The 25,899-nt window shown below is 62.2% G+C and carries 19 protein-coding genes and 1 pseudogene; 5 read left to right on the plus strand and 15 right to left on the minus strand.

The genetic code is table 11. The features are described from left to right. Window positions 1-151: 151 nt before the first annotated feature. The 9 genes from QW887_RS17360 to QW887_RS17400 all read right to left on the minus strand — a co-directional run bounded on the left by QW887_RS17360 (window position 152) and on the right by QW887_RS17400 (window position 10,023). Window positions 152-1,540, minus strand: coding sequence for a cation diffusion facilitator family transporter (locus QW887_RS17360; RefSeq protein WP_316175924.1), 1,389 nt, complete (start codon window positions 1,538-1,540; stop codon window positions 152-154). Between the two features lie 108 nt (window positions 1,541-1,648). Next, entirely contained in the window at window positions 1,649-2,617 is a 969-nt protein-coding gene (locus tag QW887_RS17365) for a zinc-binding dehydrogenase (protein WP_316194737.1), read from the minus strand. A 137-nt stretch (window positions 2,618-2,754) separates the two neighbouring features. After that, on the minus strand, window positions 2,755-3,174 hold the full coding sequence (locus tag QW887_RS17370; protein ID WP_316194738.1) for a CBS domain-containing protein: 420 nt from the start codon (window positions 3,172-3,174) through the stop codon (window positions 2,755-2,757). A 220-nt stretch (window positions 3,175-3,394) separates the two neighbouring features. Beyond that, entirely contained in the window at window positions 3,395-4,714 is a 1,320-nt protein-coding gene (gene oxlT / locus QW887_RS17375) for an oxalate/formate MFS antiporter (RefSeq protein ID WP_315716168.1), read from the minus strand. Window positions 4,715-4,957: 243 nt separating this feature from the next. Further along, on the minus strand, window positions 4,958-6,244 hold the full coding sequence (oxlT, locus tag QW887_RS17380; RefSeq protein ID WP_315716169.1) for an oxalate/formate MFS antiporter: 1,287 nt from the start codon (window positions 6,242-6,244) through the stop codon (window positions 4,958-4,960). 208 nt (window positions 6,245-6,452) lie between these two features. Beyond that, entirely contained in the window at window positions 6,453-7,952 is a 1,500-nt protein-coding gene (locus tag QW887_RS17385; protein ID WP_315716170.1) for a tripartite tricarboxylate transporter permease, read from the minus strand. Between the two features lie 41 nt (window positions 7,953-7,993). After that, window positions 7,994-8,488 (minus strand): tripartite tricarboxylate transporter TctB family protein, encoded by a 495-nt coding sequence (locus QW887_RS17390; RefSeq protein ID WP_316194739.1) that lies wholly within the window; start codon window positions 8,486-8,488, stop codon window positions 7,994-7,996. Window positions 8,489-8,497: 9 nt separating this feature from the next. Further along, window positions 8,498-9,496: a tripartite tricarboxylate transporter substrate binding protein gene (locus QW887_RS17395; RefSeq protein ID WP_316194740.1), complete on the minus strand. Its 999-nt coding sequence runs from the start codon at window positions 9,494-9,496 to the stop codon at window positions 8,498-8,500. Between the two features lie 389 nt (window positions 9,497-9,885). Then, a complete protein-coding gene (locus QW887_RS17400; RefSeq protein WP_315716173.1) occupies window positions 9,886-10,023 on the minus strand; it encodes a hypothetical protein in 138 nt (45 codons plus the stop codon). A gap of 483 nt (window positions 10,024-10,506) precedes the next feature. On the opposite strand from QW887_RS17400, the gene QW887_RS17405 reads away from it, so the two are divergent. After that, window positions 10,507-10,983 (plus strand): peptidoglycan-binding domain-containing protein, encoded by a 477-nt coding sequence (locus tag QW887_RS17405; protein ID WP_315753028.1) that lies wholly within the window; start codon window positions 10,507-10,509, stop codon window positions 10,981-10,983. A 306-nt stretch (window positions 10,984-11,289) separates the two neighbouring features. Here the strand turns inward: QW887_RS17405 and QW887_RS17410 are convergent, their stop codons facing one another. Both QW887_RS17410 and QW887_RS17415 read right to left on the minus strand, forming a co-directional pair. Beyond that, window positions 11,290-13,086 (minus strand): ATP-binding protein, encoded by a 1,797-nt coding sequence (locus QW887_RS17410; protein ID WP_316194741.1) that lies wholly within the window; start codon window positions 13,084-13,086, stop codon window positions 11,290-11,292. Window positions 13,087-14,023: 937 nt separating this feature from the next. Next, window positions 14,024-14,335 carry a response regulator gene (locus QW887_RS17415; protein ID WP_316194742.1) on the minus strand — a complete coding sequence of 104 codons (312 nt, stop codon included), beginning with the start codon at window positions 14,333-14,335 and terminating at the stop codon, window positions 14,024-14,026. A gap of 654 nt (window positions 14,336-14,989) precedes the next feature. On the opposite strand from QW887_RS17415, the gene QW887_RS17420 reads away from it, so the two are divergent. Beyond that, complete coding sequence (locus QW887_RS17420; RefSeq protein WP_410051891.1) at window positions 14,990-16,126, plus strand: HWE histidine kinase domain-containing protein; 1,137 nt, start codon at window positions 14,990-14,992, stop codon at window positions 16,124-16,126. Window positions 16,127-16,216: 90 nt separating this feature from the next. Beyond that, window positions 16,217-16,944, plus strand: a pseudogene (locus QW887_RS17425) (PRC-barrel domain-containing protein). Between the two features lie 274 nt (window positions 16,945-17,218). On the opposite strand, the gene QW887_RS17430 reads toward QW887_RS17425, so the two are convergent. Further along, complete coding sequence (locus tag QW887_RS17430) at window positions 17,219-18,658, minus strand: IS1182 family transposase (protein WP_316194743.1); 1,440 nt, start codon at window positions 18,656-18,658, stop codon at window positions 17,219-17,221. A gap of 210 nt (window positions 18,659-18,868) precedes the next feature. On the opposite strand from QW887_RS17430, the gene QW887_RS17435 reads away from it, so the two are divergent. Continuing rightward, the gene (locus tag QW887_RS17435; RefSeq protein WP_316194744.1) at window positions 18,869-19,468 is read left to right on the plus strand and encodes a hypothetical protein; all 600 of its coding nucleotides are present in this window, start codon (window positions 18,869-18,871) and stop codon (window positions 19,466-19,468) included. A 163-nt stretch (window positions 19,469-19,631) separates the two neighbouring features. Here the strand turns inward: QW887_RS17435 and frc are convergent, their stop codons facing one another. From frc to QW887_RS17450, 3 genes are all read right to left on the minus strand, one after another. Further along, window positions 19,632-20,909: a formyl-CoA transferase gene (frc, locus tag QW887_RS17440; protein WP_315718405.1), complete on the minus strand. Its 1,278-nt coding sequence runs from the start codon at window positions 20,907-20,909 to the stop codon at window positions 19,632-19,634. 66 nt (window positions 20,910-20,975) lie between these two features. Further along, complete coding sequence (gene oxc, locus QW887_RS17445; RefSeq protein WP_315754568.1) at window positions 20,976-22,709, minus strand: oxalyl-CoA decarboxylase; 1,734 nt, start codon at window positions 22,707-22,709, stop codon at window positions 20,976-20,978. A 61-nt stretch (window positions 22,710-22,770) separates the two neighbouring features. Continuing rightward, window positions 22,771-23,502 carry a GntR family transcriptional regulator gene (locus QW887_RS17450; RefSeq protein ID WP_315718407.1) on the minus strand — a complete coding sequence of 244 codons (732 nt, stop codon included), beginning with the start codon at window positions 23,500-23,502 and terminating at the stop codon, window positions 22,771-22,773. A 188-nt stretch (window positions 23,503-23,690) separates the two neighbouring features. Here QW887_RS17450 and QW887_RS17455 point away from each other — a divergent pair, with 188 nt between their 5' ends. After that, window positions 23,691-25,832 carry an acetate--CoA ligase family protein gene (locus tag QW887_RS17455; protein WP_316187443.1) on the plus strand — a complete coding sequence of 714 codons (2,142 nt, stop codon included), beginning with the start codon at window positions 23,691-23,693 and terminating at the stop codon, window positions 25,830-25,832. Window positions 25,833-25,899: the final 67 nt, after the last annotated feature.

Below are 25,899 nucleotides of genomic sequence, written 5' to 3' on the forward strand. Positions count from 1 at the left end.
TCCGAATCAAGTTGATTTGAATCCAGATTTCTCGGGCTGTCGAGAGTCAACGATTTGGCAAAAGCTAATAAATCTTATCCAATGCGGATTTGCCATGGCGAAAAGCCGGCAGAGTGAGTCCGAAGCGGGAACGCAGCATGACGTCTTGGCTTCAGCCGTGCGGCGGCTCGGCATGACTGATGACGCGCTTGACGCTCGGGAAGGCGCGACGCACCCCGCGCTCGATGTGGTCGACATTGTCGTGCACCTTCAGCACGCTCATCGACGGCGCGGCGCGGCAGTGGAAGTTGACGATCTCGCCGGCCTCGGTGTTGCGGACGCGGACATTGTGCACGTCGTACATGTCGGTCTCGGCGGCGAGACGCTGCAGGGCGGCGGCGATCTCGGCGATCCGCTGCACCGGCGCGTCGACGCCGAACGGCAGCTCTGGCTCGAGCGGCTCGATATGGGTGTCGACCTCGACGTCGGCGCCGAATTCGTCGCGGATGCTGCGTTCCAGCTCGTGCGCGATCGCATGCGCCGCGAACAGGCTCATGTCGCCGTCGACCTCGAGGTCGATCGCCACGATCAGGCGGCCGCCGACGTCATGGACGGTGACGTGATGGATCGCGAGGCCGGAATTGCGCGCGATCACCATGATGCGCTCGCGCACGCTCTCATTGCTGAGCGCGACCGGCACCGTCGTGAAGGTGACGTCGGCGCCGGACAGGCTGGCATCGACCGCGGCCTGCGCATCGCGCTTGATCTCGTGCACGCGGTCGATCGGGTAGGTGCGCGGCACCTGCACCGTGGCGTCGACGAAATGCGTTGCGCCGACGAGCCGGACCCGCAGCCGCTCGACATCGACGACGCCGTTGATCGAACGGATCGCGGCGCGCGCCTTTTCGGCCGCGCCCTCTGGTGCACGGTCGAGCAGTGTTTCTACGGTGGAGCGCGCCAGCCGCAGGCCGAGCACCGAGATCATCAGGGCGACCGCGACCGCGGCGGCGGAATCCCCCCACCAGAATCCGAACGCGGTGAGGACCAGGCCGGCGATGACGGCAATCGAGCCGAGCACGTCGGAGGCGAAATGCAGCGCGTCGGCGGCGAGCGCCTGGCTGTGGGTCTCGTGCGCGGCGCGGTGCAGCGCGCGGGCGCGCCAGAAGTTGACGGCGATGTCGACCAGCAGCACCACGAACGGAATCGCCGACAGCGACGGCGGCGGCGCCGCCTCGCGCAGCCGGCTGACGGATTCGACCAGCACGCCGCCGGCCAGCACGTAGAGCAGGGCGATGACGCCGAGCGCCGACAGGCTCTCCAGCTTGCCATGGCCGTAATGATGTTCGTCGTCGGCCGGTCGGTCCGATACCCGAACCACCATCCAGGTGATCACGGTGGCGACGACGTCGACGGCGCTGTGCAGGGCCTCGGAGACGAGCGCGAGGCTGCCGATCAGGACGCCGACGATGAACTTCGCCGCGGCCATGCTGGCGCTGGCCGCGATCGAGATCGCGGCGACACGGGTTTTCCCGGAATCGACATGGGAGGCGGCGTCTCTCATGGCGGCGGATGTAGCAGCCGAGGCCGCACCATGAAAGCCGGGATCGCGCGGTCCATGTGCGTGGACCGCGCGCTGTTTTGAGTGCTTCTAAATCTCAGAAGGTTGCGTTCACAAGGTCACCACGATCTTGCCGAGATGCTTGTTCGCCTCCATGTGCGCGAACGCCGCGCCAATGTCGTCGAAGGCGAAGACGCGGTCGATCGGCAGCCGCAGCGTGCGCTGCTCGACCGCGCCCCAGATGTCCTTCTTCACCTCGTCGAAGATCGTACGGATCTCTTCGATCGAACGGGTGCGGAAGGTGACGCCGACATAGGTGATGCGGCGCGCCGCGTGCAGGTCGAAGTTGAAGTCGGCATGGGTGCCGCCGAGCCGGCCGACATTGACGATGCGGCCGAGGACCTTGGTCGCGGCGAGGTTCTGATTGGCGACCTTGCCGGACACCTGGTCGATGATCAGATCGACGCCCTCGCCGTTGGTCGCCTGCAGCACCTGATCGACCCAGGCGGGATCGCTGGAGTCGATGGCGAGATCGGCGCCGAACTCCTTGAGCCGTCCGCGGCGCATCGCATCGGTCGAGGAGCCCACCACCAGCGAGGCGCCCTTGAGCTTGGCGATCTGCATCGCCATCAGGCCGACGCCGGAGCTCGCACCCTGCACCAGCACGCGCTGGCCCGGCTGCAAAGCGCCGTTGGTGACGACGGCGTTGTGCATCGTGGTCAACGCGATCGGCAGCGTGGCGGCCTCGTCGAAATTCATGTTCGACGGCGCGTGGAACAGACGGCCGTGGTCGGCGAGAGTGTATTCGGCGAACGCCGCGCTGCCCGAGCCCATCACCTTGTCGCCGATCTTCACGCCCCTGGCATCGGGACCGAGCTCGGCGACCTCGCCGGCCCATTCCATGCCGAGCACCGTGCCGACGCCGCCGGCGGCGCCATGCACATGCCCCTTGGTCATGCCGAGATCGGCGCGATTGAGGCCGCAGGCGCGTACGTGAACCAGGACCTGCGTGCCCTTCGGCGCGGGCTTGGCGATATCGGTGATCGCGGCGCCCTGGGCGCCGTAGACATAGGCTTTCATCGCGAGGAATCCTGTCGGTCAGAATGAGCGGCGACCTTACTGTGCCGCTGTTCTCAGCGCACCGCCTAACCGGCGGCGCGCTGCTCCGACAAGACTCCCTGGGGGATGAACCGGTTCCGCTGACCGGGCTGGGCGCGTCAGGCGGCGACCGGAGCTTCTGCTTCGTCGAAGGCGCTGGAGACGTCGCGCATGCTGATGACGCCGGCGAGCGCGAAGTCGACGATGACCGGGAGGTGGCGGATGTGATGCACGTTCATCAGATGCCGCACGTGCTCGAGCGAGTCCTCGGTGCTGCAGGAGATCAGCCGCTGCGGCGAGATCAGCTGCGAGACCTTCATGGTGACGCCGGCGGCGCCGTGCTCGGCGATGGCGCGCACCACGTCGCGCTCGGTGAACATGCCGGCGGCGGTGTTGCCTTCCGTGCGGACGACGTCCTTCACGACGAGGGCGCTGACATTGCTGGCGCGCATCAACTGCGCCGCGACGCCGACGGTCTCATTCATTCGCACCGTGATCACGCGCGCCGTCTTGTTGCGCAGGATGTCTCCGACTTTCATGGCACCCTCCCGTTTGTTGTCTTGAACAGAAGGAAGTCTGGTATACGTTATGCCAGAAGTCAATTGGGATCTTGATGTTTTCTGGGCAGATGTCTGGAAAATAAGGTCAGTGATGCTGTCAAATGCATGCTCGGGTTGGCATCTGGCATGCACGGCGCGCCAAAAGAAAAGGAGGCGCATCGGGATGCGCCTCCTGCAGTCGCGGGAAGAAGCGGGTGATTTACGCCGTGGTGCGAACGTCCTGCGCCGCAGGCTGGGTGACCGCCGCCTCCTTGCCGAGGATGAAGGCGCGGCGCAGCGGCTTGATCACGAACAGCGCCATCAGCGCCGCCGTCGCGTTCAGCGCAACGCCGATCACGAACACGGCCTGCCAGCCATACTTGGCGGAGACGAGGCTCGCGAGCGGGACCAGGAGCGAGGCGGTGCCCTTCGCGGTGTAGAGCATGCCGTTGTTGGTCGCGGCATATTTGCTGCCGAACGTATCGCCCGAGGTCGCCGGGAACAGGCTGTAGATCTCGCCGAACACGCCGAAATAGACCGCGGTCGCGAGCACGAACACGATCGGGTTGTGGCCGTAATTCGCCAGCGTCAGCAGCATCAAAGCGGCGGTGCCGAAGGCGATGAACATGGTGTGCTCGCGGCCGATCGTATCCGAGATCCAGCCGAACACCGGACGGCCGAAGCCGTCGAAGATGCGGTCGAGCGAGATCGCAAACGTCAGCGCTGCCATCTGGAAGCCGGCGAGCGACACCGGCTCGTTGGCGATCTTGAAGTCGTGCGCGATCGGGGCGATCTGGGCGGCGGTCATCAGGCCGCCGGAGGCCACCATCACGAACACCAGATACATGATCCAGAAGATCGGCGTGCGCAGCACCTGCGGCGGCGTGTAGTCGATCTTGCTCTGCGGCAGGTTGAGCTGCTTCTTGCGCGCAGGCGCGGCGTGGGTCGGCGGCCGCAGGAAGATCGCGAGCACGAATACGATCAGGCCCTGGCCGATGCCGAAGGTGAAGAAGGCGCTCTGATAGCCGCTCGAGGCGATCATGCTGGCGATCGGCACGACGGTAAGCGCGGCGCCCGCGCCGAAGCCGGCCGCGGTGGCGCCGGCGGCGAGGCCGCGGCGGTCGGGAAACCATTTCAGCGCATTGCCGACGCAGGTGCCGTACACCGCACCGGCGCCGATGCCGCCGATGACGGCGCCGGCGTAGAGCAGGGTGAGCGAGTCGGCGTAGGAGTTCAGCACCCATGCCAGCGAGATCATGACGGCGCCGAACATGATGACGAGGCGCGGGCCGTATTTGTCGACGAACCAGGCCTCGACCGGCACGAGCCAGGTTTCGGTGACGACGAAGATCGTGAAGGCCAGTTGGATCGCCGTGCGACCCCAGTGAAACTTCGCGTCGATCGGATCGACGAACAGTGTCCAGCCATATTGCAGGTTGGCGATCATCGCCATGCAGATGATGCCCATCGCGAGCTGGAGCCAGCGGAAGCCGCTGGACTGTGCCTGGACAGGCGGTGTCGCCTCTGTGCTGGAAACCATGTGTCCTCCCTAACGCGCTCTCTTGGAGGATGCCGCTGCGAGCGCGCTCCTCGTCTGCGCACGAAGTCATTCTGGTATAATATATTCCAGTCTGCAATATGGCCTGCGACACAGCGTGCGACATGTTGCTTTGCAACGAGAGCGAAATCGTCCGCCAAGCAAAAGAAAACGCTCGGCAAAATGCCGAGCGTCGCCGATCTGGAAGCGTTCTTTTTTATTTTTGTTGCAGCGCGAAGGGGCGCGTCAGAGCGTCGATTTCTGCACCACGACCCTCCGCCAGGGCTTGAGCACCGCGATCGCCAGGATCGATGCCAGGATGTTGGCGCCGGCCGCGATGATGAAGACGCGGTCCCAATTGCCTGACGACTGCTGCATGTAGTTCGCGATCGGCACCAGCAGCGCTGCCGTGCCCTTGGCGGTGTACAGCAGGCCGGCATTGGTGGTGGCGAACTTGGTGCCGAAGGTGTCGGTGCAGGTCGAGGGGAACAGCGAGTAGATCTCGCCCCAGGCGAAGAACACGAAGCCGGACAGGATCACGAACCACACCGGATCGTGGCCCAGCATGTACAGCGCCCAGATGCCGATGCCTTCCATGCCGAAGGCGATGAACATCGTGTTCTCGCGGCCGATCATGTCCGAGATCCAGCCGAAGAACGGACGCGTCAGGCCGTTCAGAACGCGGTCGATGGTCGCTGCGAACGTCACCGCCGTCATCGTCATGCCGATCAGCGTCACCGGAATGTTGTCGACCTTCCAGTCGCCGGCGATCGGCTTGAGGTTGGCCGTCACCATCAGGCCGCCGGCGCCGACGATCACGAACATGAAGTACATCAGCCAGAAGATCGGCTGACGGATCACTTCGGTCGGGTTGTAGTTGCGGCGGCTCTGGACGAGGTTGGTGTTCTGAGTGACCGCGGGCACCTGGCCTTCCTTGGGGGCGAACAGGAAGAAGGCGAGGATGACGATGATGATGCCCTGGCCGAGACCGAAATACAGGAAGGTGGTCTGAAAGCCGGAGTCGCGGATCATGGCCTGGATCGGCGCGACGGTGAGCGCCGAGCCGGCGCCGAAGCCGGCCGCGGTGATGCCGGCCGCGAGGCCGCGCTTGTCGGGAAACCATTTCAGCGCGTTGCCGACGCAGGTGCCGTAGACGCCGCCGGCGCCGATGCCCGCGATGATCATGCCGAGATAGTAGCCGTTGAGCGAGGTGGCGTAGGCGTTGATCATCCAGCCGATCGCGCAGAGCACGCCGCCGACGAGCACGACGATGCGCGGGCCGTATTTGTCGACGAACCAGCCCTCGACCGGCACGAGCCAGGTTTCGAACAGCACGAACAGGGTGAAGGCCCACTGGATCGACGCGCGATCCCAGCCGAAGGTCTTGGCGATATCCGGGACGAAGAAGGTCCAGCCATATTGATAGTTGGCGATCATCACCATCGCCAGGACGCCAACCGCGAGCTGCGTCCAGCGATAGGCGTCGCTTACTCTTGCAGATGCGGGCGCCCCCGCGTGAGCCAAGTCCGTCATGTTTCCTCCAGGCTGTCTATTCTTGTCCTAACAGCTATGCGGAGTTTGGTATATGATATGCCAATAAACAAGCGGATTCATCGAGCCCGTGCCCGATGCTAGGCCAGCGAGCGATGAAAAAAGCCTGCAGAAGCAAGGCAAATCGCTGCAGCGACAATACGACGCAGCAGAGGATATTTGTAGTTCAACTATCGGAGCAAGGGCGAGTTTATGCGGCGAGCGCCCGCAACCGGTTGTAGCCCTGCTGGATCGCCGACCAGAACAGCGCGATCAACCCGAGTGCCATGATGGTGCCGACCAGCCCGTTGGAGAAGAAGATCGCGAGCGATCCCTGGGATCCCAGCAGTGACTGCCGGAAGGCCTCCTCGGCCTTGTCGCCGAGCACGATGGCGAGCACCAGCGGCGCGAGCGGATAGCCGCACTTCTTGAACAGATAGCCGAGCACGCCGAACACCAGCATCAGCACCACGTCGAACGTGCTCGAGTGCACCGAATAGGCGCCGATGGCACAGAGCACGAGGATGAGCGGTGCGATGATGCTGAAGGGAATGCGCAGGATCGCCGCGAAGACCGGGACGCAGGTCAGCACGACGAGCAGGCCGGCGAGGTTGCCGAGATACATCGAGGCGATCAGGCCCCAGACGAATTCCTTCTGCTCGACGAACAGCATCGGGCCGGGCTGCAGGCCCCAGATCAAGAGGCCGCCGAGCAGCACCGCCGCCGTGGGGGAGCCGGGCACGCCGAGCGACAGCATCGGCAGCAGCGCCGCCGTGCCTGCCGCATGGGCTGCCGTCTCCGGAGCGACGACGCCTTCGATCTCGCCATGGCCGAAATTCTTGCCGCGCTTGGAAAGGCGCTTGGCGATGCCGTAGCTCATGAACGAAGCCGGCGTTGCGCCGGCGGGGGTGATGCCCATCCAGCAGCCGATCAGGCAGGAGCGCAGCGACGTGACCCAATAGGCCGGCATCTCCTTCCAGGTGTGCAGCACGACACGCAGATTGATCTGCGCATTGCCGCCGCGGAAACTCAGGCCTTCCTCCATCGTGAGCAGGATCTCGCCGATGCCGAACAGCCCGATCACGGCGATCAGGAAGTCGAAGCCGTTGAGCAGTTCAGTGACGCCGAAGGTGAGGCGGAGCTGGCCGGTGATGGAATCCAGGCCGACAGCCGCGAGTGCGAAGCCGATCATCATCGCCGCAATCGTCTTGAAGGGTGGCTCCTTGCTCAGGCCGACGAAGCTGCAGAAGGCGAGAAAATAGACGGCGAATTTCTCGGCCGGGCCGAACTGAAGCGCGAAGCCGGCGACCAGCGGCGCGATCAGCGTGATCATGATGACCGCGAACAGCGCGCCGACGAAGGACGAGGTGAACGCTGCCGTGAGCGCCTCGCCCGCCTTGCCCTGCTGCGCCATCGGGTAGCCGTCGAAGGTGGTGGCGACCGACCATGGTTCGCCGGGGATGTTGAACAGGATCGAGGTGATGGCGCCGCCGAACAGCGCGCCCCAATAGATGCAGGACAGCATGATGATCGCCGAGGTCGGCGGCATGCTGAAGGTCAGCGGCAGCAGGATCGCGACGCCGTTGGCGCCGCCCAGTCCCGGCAGCACGCCGATGATCACCCCGAGCACGATGCCGAGGATCATCACCATGATGTTGAACGGTTGGAGGGCGACTGCGAAGCCGTGAAACAGATTGGCGAGTTCTTCCATACCAGCTTGGTCCTGCAACCCTCAGCGGATGAGTTTTCTTGTTAGAGCCCGAGCCAATCCTCGATCGGCCCCTTGGGGAGGGGGACCATGAACCAGCGCTCGAAGATCAGATAGGTCACGACCGGCGTGCCGACCGCGACCGCTGCCACCGTGAGCCAGCCATATTTGCCGAGCCACCGCATGAACCAGGCGATGAAGATCATGGACGCGAGGTAGAGGCCAATGAAGGGAAGGGCGCCGACATAGATCGCCGTCGGCACCACCACGCTCATGACCTGGCGGAGCTGGCCCCATTCGGCGAAGACACGGCCGTCGTTCTCGCGCAGCGTGTTGCGGACATTCATCGCGCTGGCCGCGACGATGAGCAGGCCGACGTAGAACGGGAAGAACCCCGCCCGCGGTCCCTCGGCGCCCCAATTGATCCCAGCCTTCACGCTGCCGATGATCACGATGATCCCGAACAGCGCGATGGCGAGCGTGACGCCGGCCTCGACCGCCTTATGGCTGGGGCCGGCCGATCCACCGTGACTTCTCATGCGAGCCGCTCAGTTCGAGGCCAGGAAGCCGGCTTCCTTCATCAGGAGCTCGTGCCGCTTCTCTTCGGTCTCGACCCACTTCGCGTAGTCCGCACCGGTCATGAAGGTGGTGTTGAAGGCGCCGGTCTTCATGAAGTCCTGCCATTCCGGCGTCTCTCGCACCTTCTTGAACAGGTCGACGTAGTATTCGATCTGGTCCTTGGTGGCCCGTGGCGACATGAAGATGCCGCGCAGCATCAGATATTCGATGTCGAGCCCCTGAGACTTGCAGGTCGGGATGTCCTTCCAGGCCTTGCCGTCGGCGATCGGCTCGTCAAAGCCCATCGGCTTGTCGTCGAACACGCAGAGCGGCCTGACCTTGCCGCCGCGCCACTGCGCCACCGCCTCGATCGGATTGTTGACGGTGGAATCGATGTGGTTGCCCACCAGTTGCACGGCCACTTCGCCGCCGCCCTTGTAGGGGATGTAGGTGAACTTCGCGCCGGTCGCCTTCTCCATGGCTACCGTGATGATCTGGTCTTCCTGCTTCGAGCCGGTGCCGCCCATCTTGAGGGTGCCGCCGGCCTGCTTGACCGCATCGACGTAGTCCTTGGCGGTGGTGTAGGGCTTCTCGGCATTGACCCAGAGCACGAACTCGTCGAGCGCCAGCATCGCGACGGGAGTGAGGTCCTTCCAGTTGAACGGAATGCCGGTCGCGAGCGGCGTCGTGAACAGGTTCGACAGCGTGATGATGATCTTGTGGGGATTGCCGGCCGACGCCTTGACGTCGAGGAAGCCTTCGCCGCCGGCGCCACCGGACTTGTTGATCACGACCAGCGGCTGCTTCATCAGGTTGTGCTTGGTGACGATGCCCTGGATCGTCCGGGCCATCTGATCGGCACCGCCGCCGGTGCCAGCCGGAACGATGAACTCGACCGGCCGGACAGGCTCCCATCCCGCCAGAGCCGGGATATGCCCTGCCATCAGGGCGATGCCAGCCATAACGGCCACGCGCACGGAACGCTTCATCGACGCTTTCTCCCCTTCATTCCCGAGAGCGCACGGCTTCTTCCGGCCGCTGTGCCCAATCGAACCACCGACCTGTCGAGCCCGCCGGTGTCATCCCCACCGTGACCAGCTTCAGGCCGTCGCCAGCCCCGGACTTCCTTGCCATGCCCATGCAGCCAAAAGTTGTGTTGGCAGCCGGGATCAGGCAGCAAGAGGAGCATCCGCAGCAAATCGACCGATTTGATTTTGGTATGAAGAGGTGACCGACCGCAATTGAGGAGATCGGGTGGGACGCCCACGGGGCCAATATGTCGCAGGTCGCGTGGGGGTCGCAAAAGCAAAAGCCCCGGAGATCCGGGGCTCTTGGTTGGGCTTCGAGGGTTGCCTGCGCGCGCGAAGCGCGCCGAGCCTCAGAGGCCGAAATAGGGCAGGTCGCCGTTGCGGTTGGCGGCGCGGGCGCTGGTCATCAGCACGCGGTCGAGGGTCGCCAGCAGGCGGCCGAACAGCGACACGGGCTGGACGAGGGGGAGGGCGACGGTCTTGGCCATGGTTTGTCTCCTTCAGTGAGGCGGTATGACGTTCTGACTGAGGAGAATTTACGTATACCAGATGCCAGATACAACGGATTATATTGCATGGCGGTATGAGCGTTTTGCGATGCAGCAGGAATGTGACGATTTGGATTTTCAATCGAAATTTGACTTCGCATGCAGAAAGAGCCGCCCAATGGGGAGCTCTGAGCAGTTGAAGGGTAATTAGATACGCATTCGCGGCTATGCGACGGCTTGCCTGCCGCGGCTGGCTCGCCCACGACGATCCGGGGATCGCGGCCACTGCTGGACACCTCCCAGGTGCGCTCCGATCGCGTGCTCCGCGTGCAACGCGAGGGAACAATGGCGCGGGGCCAGGGAACCGTGCCGCCCGGGCCGCAGTTACCCTGCAATCGCACGGAGCGGCATGACCGGATGTTGATCGTTCAGTTCGGCGCGCTGTATCTCTTCTAGAAACGTATCATCGGCGAAGGAAAGGCCATGCGCGCCTTGATCCTGGCACTGTCCCTCCTAGCGATCGCCGGAAGCGCGCAGGTCGCTCACGCTGGTCTGAGCAGCACACCTCGTGAAGCGTCGGCACCCGCCGATACCGTGATCGCTGCCCAGGACGCCAATCAGCAGGCCGAGAACCAGATCGGCCTCACCAAGGCGAAGCGTCGCGCGGTGCAACGAGGGCTGACCAGGCTCGGGTTCGGCACCAAGATCAACGGGACGTTCGACGAACAGACCCGCGCCGCCCTCGCCCATTGGCAGGAGGAGCGCGGCTACCCCACGACCGGCTTCCTCAATGCCGCCCAGCACAAGGTCCTGATGGACGCGGCCGCCGAGGCTGCCAAATCCGACCGCCAAGCCCGTCGCAGCACGGGACGCGCGCGACATCAGCGCAATGTCGGAGGTCCCATCGGCGCGATCGGCGGTGCGATGCACCGCGTGGTGGGCGGAATTTTCGGCAGGTAAGCGTTCAACCTCGAAAGAGCTGGAGGACGGCCATCGCAACCTGGCACGTTGTAGGACGGTTGTGACCACGATTCGCCGGGCGAACTCATGTTACCAGAGCATGCGCATGGCGGCGTGGATGTCGGGGGATGAAGCAGATCGGATCAACTTGCTTTGACCACTACGAGTCCTCCCACCCCTTGCGGGATGCGGCCTGGCGGGCCGCCGGATACGAAGAGGCTGTCGCATCTTCGGCAGATGTCTGCTGTGGCTCTCAACGACACCGTCGCAATCAATGACCTCTGGGCCCGAAATGGGCCAAGCACGTCACTTCACGTCGCCCAGGTCGGCGGCCCGGCCGAGCCGAGAGTCACCGCTATCAGTCGTTGCGTCGTTGCGCGCACGCGGCAGATAGATCGTGACCGTGGTTCCCTTGCGGAGCTCACTCTCGATCACCGCGACACCGCCGCATTGTTTGGCAAATCTATAAACGCTGGCGAGACCGAGCCCGGTGCCTTTGCCCGGCTCTTTGGTCGTGAACAAGGGCTCGAATGCAACCGCGAGGATTTCAGGCGGCATGCCCGAGCCCGTGTCGGAAACCGCGACTGCCACGTAATCGCCCGAGAGATTGTCGTGCTCGCTGTGCAGCGTCCTATTCATCGTCGATATTTGCACGGTGCCTTCCGCGGTCATGGCATCGCGCGCATTGACGACCAGGTTGATGATCGCCATCTCCAGTTGGGTTGCGTCGCCGCGTACGGGCCAAGCCTCCGATGCGAGGTTGAAGATCAGCTTGCCGATTGTGCCCAGCGACTGCTCCAGCACTCCCTCCATGGCAAGGATCGCCTGATTGATGTCGATGATCGTCACTGCCGACGGCTCTTGGCGTGCGAAGGCCATAAGGGAGCGGACGAGCTGCTGGCCCCGTTTGGCACTAGCCAGGGCATTATTGATACGCAATCGCGAGCGGGGATCATCGATCCGCTCCTCGAGCATATCCAAGTTTCCTAGGATCGGGGTGAGCAGATTTCCGAAATCGTGGGCGATGGTGGCGGCCATCTGGCCAATCGCTTCCAGCTTCTGTGATCGCCGGAGCGACTCCTCGATTTGCGCTTTTTGGTGCTGCGCCTCGTCGCGCTCGACCTCGCGCTGGTTGATCAATTGGGAAGCCGTTGTCAGAGCGTGACCTAGCTCGTTCACCTCCCGAATTTCGACCGTCGGGACATCAATCTTCCTGGACAGTCCCAGCGCAAGCGCCGGGGTCGTCATCGCGCGGATCGAGCGGACGATTCGCCTGCTGATACTTGCCGCCAACAACGCACCGAGCAACAGCACGAGGACCGCGGTAGCGCTCTGGATCATCAGTGCCCATCGCAGATTCGTCGTATAGACGCTCTTGGGAACGCCGAATGCGATCATCCAGCCCGTGATCGACGACCGGTGGTATCCGCCGATGACTGCGATACCTTCCAGCGTCGGGGTCTCGTATATGCCCTCCTGCGCCCTCGACGTCTGGCGTTGGAATTCAGGCGTTCCCTGCTGGCCGATGAACAGTTCCGGATCTTTGGTCCGGGCGACGATAGTCCCGCCGGTGTCGAGGATCGCCACGATCCAGCCCTCCGGTATCTTCTGCCGCTCCAAGATTACGGCAACATTCGCGGGAAGAATGCCCATCACAAGCGCATACGCGACCTTCCCGTCCCGAAACACGGGCACACCGACGGCGATTTGAGGCTGTCTCGATGTGGCTCCGATATAAAAATCGGAAATCGCAGGTCGGCCGGACTCGAAGATGGTGCGGACCAGGCCTGGGATGCTGGTTCTGGGCAACGGCTGACCGTAGGGGACCATCGTGCTGACCAGGAGTTGTCCGGCCGCGTCCGCGATGACAATTACATTGCCTGTCAGCCACTGCAGCAGTTCGCGCGAGTGCTCGTGAAAGGCAGCAAGATCACCGGACTGCAGGTAGGGTGACTTTGCAAGCACCCGCAAGCTCGACTGGACGCTGAGCAGCTCGCGGTCGACCGCCTGCATCAGCGCGCGTGTTGTGGCCACGGTATTGCGTTCTGCATTGTCGCGTGCCGCAATATACGAGTCGGTGATCAGGTAGCCGGCGACCAGCATTGCCGGAACCGTGCAGACCACGAGGAGCAACCCCAACCAGAACCGAATGGATCGACCACGGTTTTCGACAGGAGGTACGCGCCTGGACATGAACTCTTCACCGATAGAGTTTTGGAAAGAACCTCGCGACAGCCCACCATGCAAAACCCTATGAGCCTAAGGCGGGTTCTATTTGATTTGAGTCAAACGCCTACGATGAGAACGCGGGCCAACGCCCCGCCTCCAGGTATGGGATCGGGAATTTTCGCAGCCTCATGCCTGCCCTCAAGCTGAGGGAAGACCATCGTGTCGGTTCAAAGCAGAACTCTGGAAGGGGCCTTCGCTACTACAATGTGGGATGCTAGCGAGATGTCTCAGATGGGTCCACAAGCGGTCGAACCTCCGGCGACTGTGTCACGTCCGCTGCGTCCCTAATACCGGACATGCCGATACAGGCCCGATCGTCAGCCGTAGGCGGTGATCGCGCGGCTGGCCGTTTGTCCCCCTCTTGGCGGATTTCCACCGGTTAACTTTTCTGAGAGGTGATCTGTATTGATCAGCATGTTGGAGTGCGAGGGTAAAAGCTATTCCCACCGGTCAGTCGCGGGCATCTATCCGGTGACTGGGAGCATCGCGTTCACGTCTGATGCGAGGGAGTACGTCATGAGCCTGTTTTACGAGCCACCATGTCCTAAGTGCCGGAGACCCACAATCTTGGCGCGTATCACGCCCGGTTCGTCTGGTCTTGGTATCCGAACGTTCAAATGCCCCGCGTGTGAGGAAATTCATCAGCGGGTAATCGGATTCGTCGATCCAATGAAATCTCGAACGGTAGAGGGCTGGTTGCGCGGTGAATTGGGAGCGCCGGTGCAGAGCTCCGAGCGTAGCGTGTTCCAAATACACAACTCGACTCTGGAACAAGACAATTCCTTAAATGGAAACTACAATGCTTGAGAGGTTAGCTCCCGGAGTATCGAGGAGATGCTGTCAGAGCCATAAGGCTTAGGCAGAAATCTGCTTCCCTCCGGTAATCGGCTTCTTTGAACGCATGATGTCCTGAAGTCGCGATGATCTTGATCGGCGGCCAGCGACCACGCACAAAGTGCGCGAGCTTGAGCCCATCCATCGATCCGGCCATCTGGATATCGGTAAAGACGACATGAATATCCGGGCGCGTTTCTAGGATGGCAATCGCCTCGTCCGCGTTGCTAGCTTTAGCCGCCCTTCGCATCTGTTCCGCCACGCCGAGGGGCTTTTCGGAAGTGAGCACCGCGTCCGCGACTCCGGGCCTCCCCAATTGACGGCCTCACGCGCGCCAATCGGCAAATTATAGGCAATCCAGTCGCCGACGCGAGGATTGCGGAACTGGAACAATTTCTCGTTATGGCTGTTGTCATCCATGATCTCCGGAGTGGATAGATCGAGACGACCTGGGCAGCAAACCACAATGAAAAGATCATTCACAGCCCTCGGCATTTTCGCGCTTCTGGGAGCGCTGACAGTTGCCTTGCTTGGCTTTGCACCAAAGCTCGAAGCGAGCGAGGTCGCCGCGTTAGCCAAGGGAGACCGGCTGGCAGTGAGAACGGCGTCCGCAAACTGCTCAGCGCAGACGTGGCCTCACTTCACTACATCCTGTCTGCAAAATACGAGTTCAAGCCAAACAATCGTGCAAGCTCGTCTGGTAACGGCCGGCCGCTAAGGCGCTGAAAGCTATCATCGTCCAGCATACGTTGGTTCGTCGCGTGCCTGAAGACAATGGTCAGAAAAGCGCCAGCTTGCGAACTGGGGCTCGCAGAAGTGTCGGCCCGGCCGACGCGAACTCATGACGATGCCGTGAAACGCACTCATCTTCCTCTTTTCCAGGGTATGCATGACCTCCGATTTACCTGAAGTACCAAGAGTCCTCGTTGTCGAGGACGAAATGATGCTGCGTATGCGGGCGGTGGATATTGTGGAAGATGCCGGGTTCTCTCCCGTGCAGGCCGTCGATGCCGACGAGGCGCTCTCTATTCTCGAATCACGCTCTGACATATCGCTCCTCTTTACCGATATTCAGATGCCCGGCAGCATGGATGGGCTCAAGCTTGCTCACGCGGTCCACGACCGCTGGCCGGCCATCAAGATCATTTTGGTTTCCGGCCAAGTTGAGCCTTCCGACGCAGATAGGCCTCAGGACAGCCGCTTCTTTGGCAAGCCGCTAAGCAATGGCCAGATGATCACCGAACTGCAGGCGATGGTCGGTGCGGGCGCACTGACGACGATTCCAGACGCGTCCCTGTTGCCGACAGATAAGAACGGTTACAGCCCGGAAGCAATCGAACTTAAGCGAATATCCGCACAAGAGGCCGCGCTCTCCGCAGAGAATGATAGCCTTCGCTTATTACTTGAGCAGGCCAACATCGATGCCAAGGCCTTGCTCATGCAGTCTTCTATCGACGCAGAGCAGCGCGATGCAGCAGACAAGTTGCAGAAGCTGATCGTGGGCGAACTCCATCATCGCATAAAGAACAACCTCGCAACCGTCAGTGCCATCGCGTCGCAAAGCTTTCGGACCACAACCAGCATCGAGCACGGGCAGAAGGCTATGGAAGGCCGGTTGCTGGCGCTATCGCGCGCCCATGATTTGCTGATGCAAGTCAGTTGGTCGAATGCCAGCCTTACCCGCACCGTGAGCGGCGCAACCGAGCCCTTTGACAGTCAAGGAAACAGACGTTTCCATTTCAATGGGCCAGATATCAAGGTGGCCTCAAGTGCCGTTATTGCCCTCGCAATGACGCTCAATGAACTTTGCACCAACACCATAAAATTTGGCGCACTGTCGACCTCCGCTGGCAGCGTGGAGGTCGCCTGGAAGATAGATGAGGAAAAGCAGCGGCTTTGCCTGACTTGGACGGAACGAGGAGGTCCGCCCGTTCGGCCGCCCACGCGCAGCAGCTTTGGGACGCGCATGATGCAATCCCTCGGTCAGCAGCTCCATGGCCAGGTGCAGCTTTCTTACGAGCCGGCCGGCTTGATCTACTCGCTGGATGTGCCGCTAAGCTCAATCATCGCGAAAGCTTGAGCCATTCGGTCGATCCGGTTCGCAAGACTGTTGAACAGATTCGAGAACTGAGCGCATAAGAATATTACCGATAATCGGATCAACAAAATGATGAAGTTGCAAGCGCTGATAGTGACCATCTTTCTGGCAACCATTGGAGCCACAAGCGCTGAGGCAGAGTGTGAGATCGCCGACGCCAAGCTGGAGGAAGCTATACAACAGAATCCCAAGCTGCGTGGTCCCGCCAATAGTCAGTCGGTACGCGATCTAAGAAGTTTGCGGGATGCTGCATTCACGCTCCGATCCTACGGGCGTCAGGAGGACTGTGAGCGCCTTCTGGCAAATATCCGTGAATTGATAGCCGGGCCGCCAATGGGCTCGTTGGGCGATAATGACGAGGAAGATGCCGATAAACAAAACGCAGCGCGGGAGCCGAGAGCTAAACGCGGAGCGGCGCTGGGCAGTCGTGACAAAAAGGACGCAAAGCCGCTTTCAAGGATTGATGAACTCACCCCCGGCTTGAGGACGGACGAAATGATCGGCGCGGAAGTCCGCAGTTCCGACGACAAGATCGTAGGCGAGGTTAGAAATATCGTTTTTGGCACGAAAGATGGCCGAGATTACGCGATCGTCGCTTCTGGCGGCTTTTTTACAACGGGAAAGGAAAGCTCGTCGTGCCGATCAAATCGCTCAAGGTGACGCAGGATCGGTCGAGCTTCTTTCTTCCGATTTCCAGAGAGATCGTGAAAGCCGTGCCCCTCATGCCTGATCAGGACTACTTGTGGCTGTCGGATAAAAAGTGGCGTACCCATAATGACGGGTTTTTTCAGGGTCGCTGAGTACAGATGAACAATCTGGGTTCAGACTATAGGTGCGAGCAAACGCCCATGCTCGTCGGCCCCGATCGTCTGCAACGCTTCAATCGTTTCGTTGACCGTAACGTCCGACCATTCGATCTGGATGAAGAAATCTCCTAGATCGTCGTGAAACTCGGATCGTACGCGTTCATCTGGGCAACCTCGCGCAACTGCCTCAGGATGTCCGCTCCGGGTCTTGGTCGTGTAAAAACGGCCTTGCGGACGTCCGTCCTGACTACGAGGACGCGGGCGTTTCTCAGGCTGTGATTGCCGCGATCAACGGCTTGACCCCGACGATGTTCATGACCCGTGTGAGGTTGTAGGCCAGAACCGATAGGGCCATCTCGGCGGCTACTTTTGGGAGCGATTTAGTGAGGAAGTGCGTCGCTCCCATACGGGCCTTCATCGTGCCGAACGGATGTTCGACCGTCTCGCGCCGCTGGCGCATCGCTTCCGGGTTTGCGTCAAGGCGCTGCTGCACTGCCTCAAGCAGATGCTCGTGCTCCCACCGTGTAATCCGCCGCTCCGGCCCCGGCGTGCACTGGGATTTGAGCGAACAGGTTTGACAGGCTGTGGTCCAGTAGCGCCGCAACACCTTGCCGTCTTCTTCGTTTGTATAGCGATACGGTAATCGCTCTCCAGCTGGGCAGCGATAGGCATCCTGTTCTGGCAAATAGACAAAGTCCTGCTTACCGAAGCGTCCCTCCGACTTAGCATTTGACGTCTGCGGCTTGGGCAGCGTCACCGTGATTCCGGCCTCGTGGCACGCGAGGATCTCTGGGCTATTGAAGTAGCCGCGATCGGCTACAGCGTCGAGCGTCTCGCTCTTGAGAACGGCCTTTGCCTGTTTGGCCATGTTAGCAAGTTGGGCGCGATCTGAACCGCTGTTCGTGACCTCGTGCGTCACAATCAGATGGTGCTCGGTGTCCACGGCGACCTGTACATTGTAGCCGACAACGCCGGAGCCGCGGCCGCTCGTTGCCATCGAGCGGCTGTCGGGATCGGTCAGAGAGATTTGCTGATCGGACGACGCAAGCATCTGCTTCTCATACGCGGCAAGCATGCCCATTTCCTCCTTCAGCTTCGTGAGCTTCTCGGCAAGTCTCGTCACCTTCGCAGCCAGCGCCTCTGTCGGCTCCTGGCGGTCGGCCGTGTCAAGTTGGCTCAGATAACGCGCGACGCTCTCCTCCAGCTGAGCACGCCGCCGTTGGACCTTTGCCCGTGTGAAGTTCTTGTCTCGGTTGTTCACGGCTTTGAACTTGCTGCCATCGATGGCGACGCTCGCCGTCGCCAGAAGGCCCATCCCACGGCAGAGTTCGACAAAGCGCGCACAGACCACGCGAAGCGCCAGGCCGTTGTCTTTACGGAAGTCGGCGATGGTCTTGTGATCGGGCGCGAGCCGACCCAGCAGCCACATCACCTCGAGATTGCGGCCGGCCTCCCGTTCGAGCCGCCGGCTCGACTGCACCCGGTTCAGATAGCCGTAGATGTAAAGCTTCAGGAGAACCGAGGGGTGGTACGACGGCCGACCGGTGGCTGCCGGCTCCACCCCTTCAAAACCCATCTCAGACAAATCGAGCGCTTCGACAAATGCGTCGATCACGCGAACGGGGTTGCTCTCGTCAATGAAATCATCGAGGCATTCAGGCAACAGCGTCCATTGCCCACGATCCGCCTCTTCAACGAAGCGCCTCATCGATTCCCCCAAAAGAATCACAGGAGAATCATAACAGCCGCGCAGCGTTTTCACACAGCCAGGGTCAAAAGCCGTCGAATTCTCTACGACTGGGACAGGCGTCATCCAGACGCTCGCGTCGACATTGCAGATTTATCTAGCTAAGATCGACAACTATTGTTGTCCTCAGCTGGTCGATCGAACTGGAAGCGTTGGACGTTGGAGCCGGATATGGACGTCCCGAAAAGGCGCCTCATTTGGGACCTTGTGCAAGGAGGCCTCTCGGAGGAATCCTTCATCGCGCAATTCGGCGCAAATCCGCGAACTACGCCCGAGATCGTTCGCGTCGAGCTTGAGGAGAGTTTGACAGAGAGGTCGACCGATAACCTCAGATTTGCGCTCATCCTCGCATTTCGGTTTGGTCTCTCGCGGCAATGGGCTCCGTTGCTGTGCAAGCTGATGGGAGAAGATTGGCACCACAGTCACGAAGACATAGCCGGCGCCCTTCAAGATTTGCGTTTTCCGGTCACCATTGACTGCCTGTATCGGACCGCGTTGCGCAAGCATGATTATCTCGCCTACAACGACAATGAATCCCTGGCAATCAAGTGCATCTGGGCGCTGCACGATATCGGTACGCCCGAGGCAGCCGAGAAACTCCAACGTTTATCGCAGTCTGATTTGTCAGCGCGCGTTCGCGAGAAAGCTCTCAAGCGACTATCGGCGCTGGCGGTGACGCGACCCGGCGACCCGGTGCCAGCTTATCGCCGCGCAAGAGACCAAAAGGTTCGGCCCGACTGGGATTTGGGTGGATCTCAGCGCGACAAGTAGGGCAGCGGGCGATATCCTTCGCAGAAGCGTGCCAAGGAGAGGTCAAGTCAAGTCTCGGTGGGCGGGAATCAAAAAGCCGCCGGGCGATGCCGGCGGCTTGATGTCGGTGGGAGGTAGGTGCTGCGGCGCTCGCGCCGCTCCTGCCTTGGTGCTGCGTTGCCGCTTACTCAGCAGCTTCCTTGCGCGGCGGATCGAGTGCGCCGGAGTCGTGGATCTCGGCGACCTGATGGTCGCTGAAGCCCAGCACCTGGCGCAGGATCTCGTCGGTGTGCTCGCCGAGTAGCGGCGAGCGCGTGACGTCGGCCGGGCTGTCCGACAGCTTGATCGGGTTGCCGACCGAGAGATACTTGCCGCGGGTCGGGTGGTCGACCTCGACCAGGGTGCCGGTCTTGCGCAGCGACTCGTCCTCGGCGATCTCCTTCATCGACAGGATCGGGCCGCAGGGGATGTCGAACTCGTTCAAGATGTCCATGGCCTCGAACTTGGTCTTGGTCATGGTCCACTGCTCGATGCGGCCGAAGATCTCGTTCAGGCGCGGCAGGCGGGCGGCGGGCTTGGCGTAGTTCGGGTCGGTCTTCCAGGTCGGCTCGCCGATCACGTCGCAGATCTTCTCCCAGACCGGGGCCTGGGTGATGAAGTAGATGTAGGCGTTCGGGTCGGTTTCCCAGCCCTTGCACTTCAGGATGCGACCGGGCTGGCCGCCGCCGGAATCATTGCCGGCGCGCGGCACGGCGTCGCCGAACGGCACGCCCTCGCCGAACTGGCTGTATTCCTTCAGCGGGCCGTGCTCGAGGCGCTGCTGGTCGCGCAGCTTGACGCGGCAGAGGTTCAAGACGCCGTCCTGCATCGCGGCGGTGACGCGCTGGCCACGGCCGGTGTGGGTGCGCTGATAGAGCGCGGTGACGATGCCGAGCGCCAGGTGCAGGCCGGTGCCGGAATCGCCGATCTGCGCGCCGGTGACCAGCGGCAGGCCGTCACGGAAGCCGGTGGTCGAGGCGGCGCCGCCGGTGCACTGCGCGACGTTCTCATAGACCTTGCAGTCCTCGTAGGGACCAGGGCCGAAGCCCTTGATCGAGGCGACGATCATCTTCGGGTTGATCGCCTGGATCTTCTCCCAGGGGAAGCCCATGCGATCGAGCACGCCGGGGCCGAAATTCTCGACCAGCACGTCGCACTTCTTGATCAGCTCGGTCAGGACTTCCTTGCCCTTGGGGTTCTTGGTGTCGAGCGTGATCGACCGCTTGTTGTGGTTCAGCATCGTGAAATAGAGGCTGTCCACGTTGGGAATGTCCTGAAGCTGGCCGCGGGTGATGTCACCCACGCCCGGCCGCTCGACCTTGATCACGTCGGCGCCGAACCAAGCCAGCAGCTGCGTGCAGGTTGGTCCGGACTGGACGTGGGTGAAATCGAGAATGCGAACGCCCTCGAGCGCCTTGGTCATGTCTTGCTCTCCGTAACGATTGGTCATCCCGCGACAGCGGGCATCTGATGTCCTTGCGGGTGGCCTTTACTTCTTCTTCGTCAGCACGCTCTGCGGATTGAGGTTGCCGATGCGGCCGCTCTCGGATCCCGCAGCAGGATCGATCACGGCGTTGATCAAGGTCGGCTTGCCGGAATCCATCGCTTCGTTGACGGCGCGCTTCAGCTCGTCTGGCGAGGTCGCGTTGACGCCAACGCCGCCGAAGGCCTCCATCATCTTGTCATAGCGCGCGCCCTTGACGAACACGGTGGTCGCCGGGTCGTCGCCCGCCGAGTTCTGATCGGTACCGCGATAGATGCCGTCATTGTTGAAGATAACGACGCAGATCGGAAGATTGTAGCGACAGATCGTCTCGACCTCCATGCCGGAGAAGCCGAAGGCGCTGTCGCCCTCGATCGCCAGCACCGGCTTACCGGTCTCGACCGCGGCGGCGATGGCCGAGCCCATGCCGATGCCCATGACGCCCCATGTGCCGACGTCGAGCCGCTTGCGCGGCTGGTACATGTCGATGACGCCGCGGGCGAGGTCGAGCGTGTTGGCGCCCTCGTTGACCAGGATCGCATCCGGACGCTCCTTGATGATGGTGCGGAGCACGCCGAGCGCGCCGTGATAGTCCATCGGCGAGTTGTTGTTCATCAGCCGCGGCGCCATCTTGGCGACGTTGTCCTCGCGCTTCTTCTGCACCGCGCTCAGCCACTCGACCGAAGCCTTGGGCCAGTTGCTGCCCATCGCCTCGCTGAAAGCCGTGACGACCGAGCCGATGTCGCCGACCACGGGGGCCGCGATCTCGACGTTGGAGTCCATCTCCTTCGGCTCGATGTCGACCTGGATGAACTTCTTCGGCTGTTCGCCCCAGCTCTTGCCCTTGCCGTGCGACAACAGCCAGTTGAGGCGGGCGCCGATCAGCATGACGACGTCGGAGTCCTTCAGCACGGTCGAGCGCGCCGCGCCGGCGCACTGCGGATGCAGGTCGGGCAGGAGGCCCTTGGCCATGCTCATCGGTAGGAACGGCACGCCGCTCTTCTCGACGAAGGTCTTGATCGCCTCGTCGGCCTGCGCGTAGGCCGCCCCCTTGCCGAGGATGATCAGCGGGCGTTTCGCGTTCTTCAACAGATCGAGCGCGCGCTTCACCGAGTCGGGGGAGGGGATCTGCGCCGGGGCCGGATCGATCACCTTGACCAGCGAGGCCGCGCCGGCTTGCGCGTTCATCACCTGGCCGAACAGCTTTGCCGGCAGGTCGAGATAGACGCCGCCCGGACGGCCCGAGACGGCGGCGCGGATCGCGCGGGCGAAGCCGATGCCGATGTCCTGCGCGTGCAGCACGCGGAACGCCGCCTTGCACAGCGGCTTGGCGATCGCGAGCTGATCCATCTCTTCATAGTCGCCCTGTTGCAGGTCGACGATCTCGCGCTCCGAGGAGCCCGAGACCAGGATCATCGGGAAGCAGTTCGTCGTCGCATGCGCGAGCGCAGTGAGGCCGTTGAGAAAGCCGGGAGCGGAGACGGTGAGGCAGACGCCCGGCTTCTTGGTGAGGAAGCCGGCGATCGCGGCGGCGTAGCCGGCGTTCTGCTCGTGACGGAAGGAGAGCACGCGGATGCCTTCAGCCTGCGCCATGCGACCGAGATCGGTGATCGGAATGCCCGGCACGTTGTAGATCGTGTCGATCCCGTTCAGCTTCATCGCGTCGATGACGAGATGAAAACCGTCCGTGAGCTCCTCGTGCGTGTCGGGTGCCTCGGTCTTAACAGCAGTCTGCGCCATGCGCCTCTCTCCCTGGTCGTCTACGAAGGCGCTTTGCGGCGTCTTCTTCTGTTTGAACCTGTCAGCTGAATAATTCCTGGCCGTGCGTCTCGACATAGGTCGCGAGGCCCAGCGTGTGATCACGGGCGCGCTTCTCGGCGAGCTCGGTGTTGCGTTCCTCCAGCGCCTCGATGATCGCGAGATGCTCGGGCAGGGAGGCCGCGATACGATCGGTGCGCCCGATCGTGAGCTGGCGATAGCCACGCACGTGCAGCAGGATGTCGTTGGTCATGTCGACCAGCACCGGCGACTCCGACAGCGAGATCAGCGCCTGATGAAACGCGATGTTCGCCTTCGAATATTCCTCGACGTGCTCCTGCGGCGGGCGGTCCTTGCCGAAGTCCTTGAAGTAGTCGCGCAGCGCCGAGATGTCCTTCTTGCGCGCGATCGTCGTGATCAGGCGCGCCGCCATGCTCTCAAGCGCCGCCCAGGCGCGGATCATGTCGACGATCTCGCTCTTGGTCCGGCGCACCACGACGATGCCACGGCGCGGCACGGTCTTCACGAAGCCGTCCTGCTCCAGCATCGCGATCGCTTCGCGAATGGGCGTGCGGCTGACACCGAGGCGCTCGGAGAGAGCGCGCTCGTCGAGCATGACAGGCTCGGGCGAGGCGTAGATGTCCATCTTCAGAATGGCTTCTTTCAAGGCCTCATAGGCCTTATTCTTGAAGCTCGTCTCCGGGGCGATGCGAGCGATCGCGATGTCGGCCTCGGCCATGATGGGCAATGCCTTGTTCGTTTTTTCTGTAGACAAGACCGTCTCCTCTCCTTGGGAGATGCTTGTTTACAGCATTTTGCGTTCAAGTTTTTTGGCATACCAGATGCCAGGATGTCAAGCTGCGAGCTTTTTCAGCGTGTCCACATCTTCGTTGCGCTTGACAAAGTTTGCGTCTGGCATACCAAATGCCATAAACGACCAGCAATCCCCAGGAGGAAGCCCCGATGTCTGACGCCATCCCGAATGCCAAGGCCACGATCCGAGACGTTCTCGATCGTGTGAAGGCGGATAAACGCACCAGCCTCACCGCGCCCGAAGGCAAGATCGTGTGCGACGCCTACGGCATTCCGGTGCCGAAGGAGGGCCTGGCGAAGTCCGCGGCCGAAGCGGCCAAGCTCGCGGGCGACATGGGTTTTCCGGTCGTGATGAAGATCGTTTCGCCGGACATTCTGCATAAGACGGAAGCCGGCGGCGTCATTGTCGGCGTCAAGACCGCCGACGATGCGAAGACAGCGTATGAGACCATTCTCGCGAATGCGAAGAAGTACAAGGCCGACGCCAAGATCGAAGGCATCCAGGTGCAGCAGATGCTGACCGGCGGTACCGAGGTGATCGTCGGTTCGATCACCGACGGCTCGTTCGGCAAGCTGGTGGCCTTTGGCCTCGGCGGCGTGCTGGTCGAGGTGCTGAAGGATGTGACATTCCGCCTCGCCCCCGCGACCAAGGACGATGCCCTGTCGATGCTCGACGGCATCCAGGCCCACGAAATGTTGAAGGGCGTGCGCGGCGGCGATGCCGTCAGCCGCGAGGCGCTGGCGGACGTCATCGTCAAGGTGTCGAAGCTGGTCAGCGATTTCCCTGAAATCGTCGAGCTCGACCTCAATCCGGTGTTTGCGACCAAGACCGGCGCGATTGCGGCCGACGTCCGCATCGTCGTCGATTTCGACTACAAGCCCCGTCCGGCGCCGCGCTCGAACGAGGAAATCGTCACCGCGATGAACCGCATCATGAAGCCGCAGGCGGTCGCCGTGATCGGCGCCTCCGCCGAGGACGGCAAGATCGGCAACTCCGTGATGAAGAACCTGATCAACGGCGGCTACAAGGGCCAGATCTACCCGATCCACCCGAAGGCCTCCGAGATCCTCGGCTACAAGGCCTACAAGAGCGTCAAGGACGTGCCCGGCGTGATCGACACCGCGGTGTTCGCGATCCCCGCCAAGTTCGTCGCCGGCGCGCTGACCGAATGCGGCGAGAAGCAGATCCCGGGCGCGGTGCTGATTCCGTCGGGCTTTGCCGAAGCCAATGAACCGGAGCTGCAGGCCGAGATCGTCGAGATCGGCAAGAAGTACAATGTCCGCCTGATGGGGCCGAACATCTACGGCTTCTACTACACGCCGGCCAATCTCTGCGCGACCTTCTGCACCGCCTACGACGTCAAGGGCCACGCGGCGCTGTCGTCGCAGTCGGGTGGCATCGGCATGGCCATCATCGGTTTTTCGCGCTCGGCGAAAATGGGTGTGTCGGCCATCGTGGGCCTCGGCAACAAGTCGGATATCGACGAGGACGATCTGCTCGCCTTCTTCGAGCAGGACCCGAACACCAACCTGATCGCGCAGCACTGCGAGGACCTCAAGGACGGCCGTGCCTTTGCGGAAGCCGCCAAGCGCGTCTCCAAGAAGAAGCCGGTCATCGTGCTCAAGGCCGGCCGCACGTCTGCTGGCGCCAAGGCCGCCTCGTCGCACACCGGCGCGCTCGCCGGCAACGACAAGATCTATGAGGACGTGCTGAAGCAGTCCGGCGTCATCCGCGCCCGCTCGCTGCGCCAGCTGCTCGAGTTTGCCCGTGGCGTGCCGGTGCTGCCGACGCCGAAGGGTGAGAACGTCCTCATCATCACCGGCGCCGGCGGCTCGGGCGTGCTGCTCTCCGACGCCGTCGTCGACAACGGCCTGTCGCTGATGACCATGCCGGCCGACCTCGATGCCGCCTTCCGCAAGTTCATCCCGCCGTTCGGTGCCGCCGGCAACCCGGTCGACATCACCGGCGGCGAGCCGCCGATCACCTATGTGAACACGGTCAAGCTCGGCCTGTCGGACGAGCGCATCCACGCGCTGATCCTCGGCTACTGGCACACGATCGTGACCCCGCCGATGGTGTTCGCGCGCAACATGGTCGAGGTGAAGAAGGAGATGGAGGCCAAGGGCTTCGTCAAGCCGATCGTCGCCTCGCTCGCCGGCGACGTCGAGGTCGAGGAGGCCGCCGAATATCTCTACCAGAACGGCATCCCGGCCTATGCCTATTCGACCGAGCTGCCGGTCGAGGTGCTCGGCGCCAAGTACAAGTGGGCGCGCGGCGCGGGCCTGCTCTAAGTCAAATCGATGCGAATGCCGCTCCGGCGTCTCGCCGGGGCGGCACTTTCTTTGATAGCGTGACGAA

This window comes from Bradyrhizobium sp. SZCCHNRI3052 (assembly GCF_032484895.1).
Taxonomy (GTDB): Bacteria; Pseudomonadota; Alphaproteobacteria; order Rhizobiales; family Xanthobacteraceae; genus Bradyrhizobium.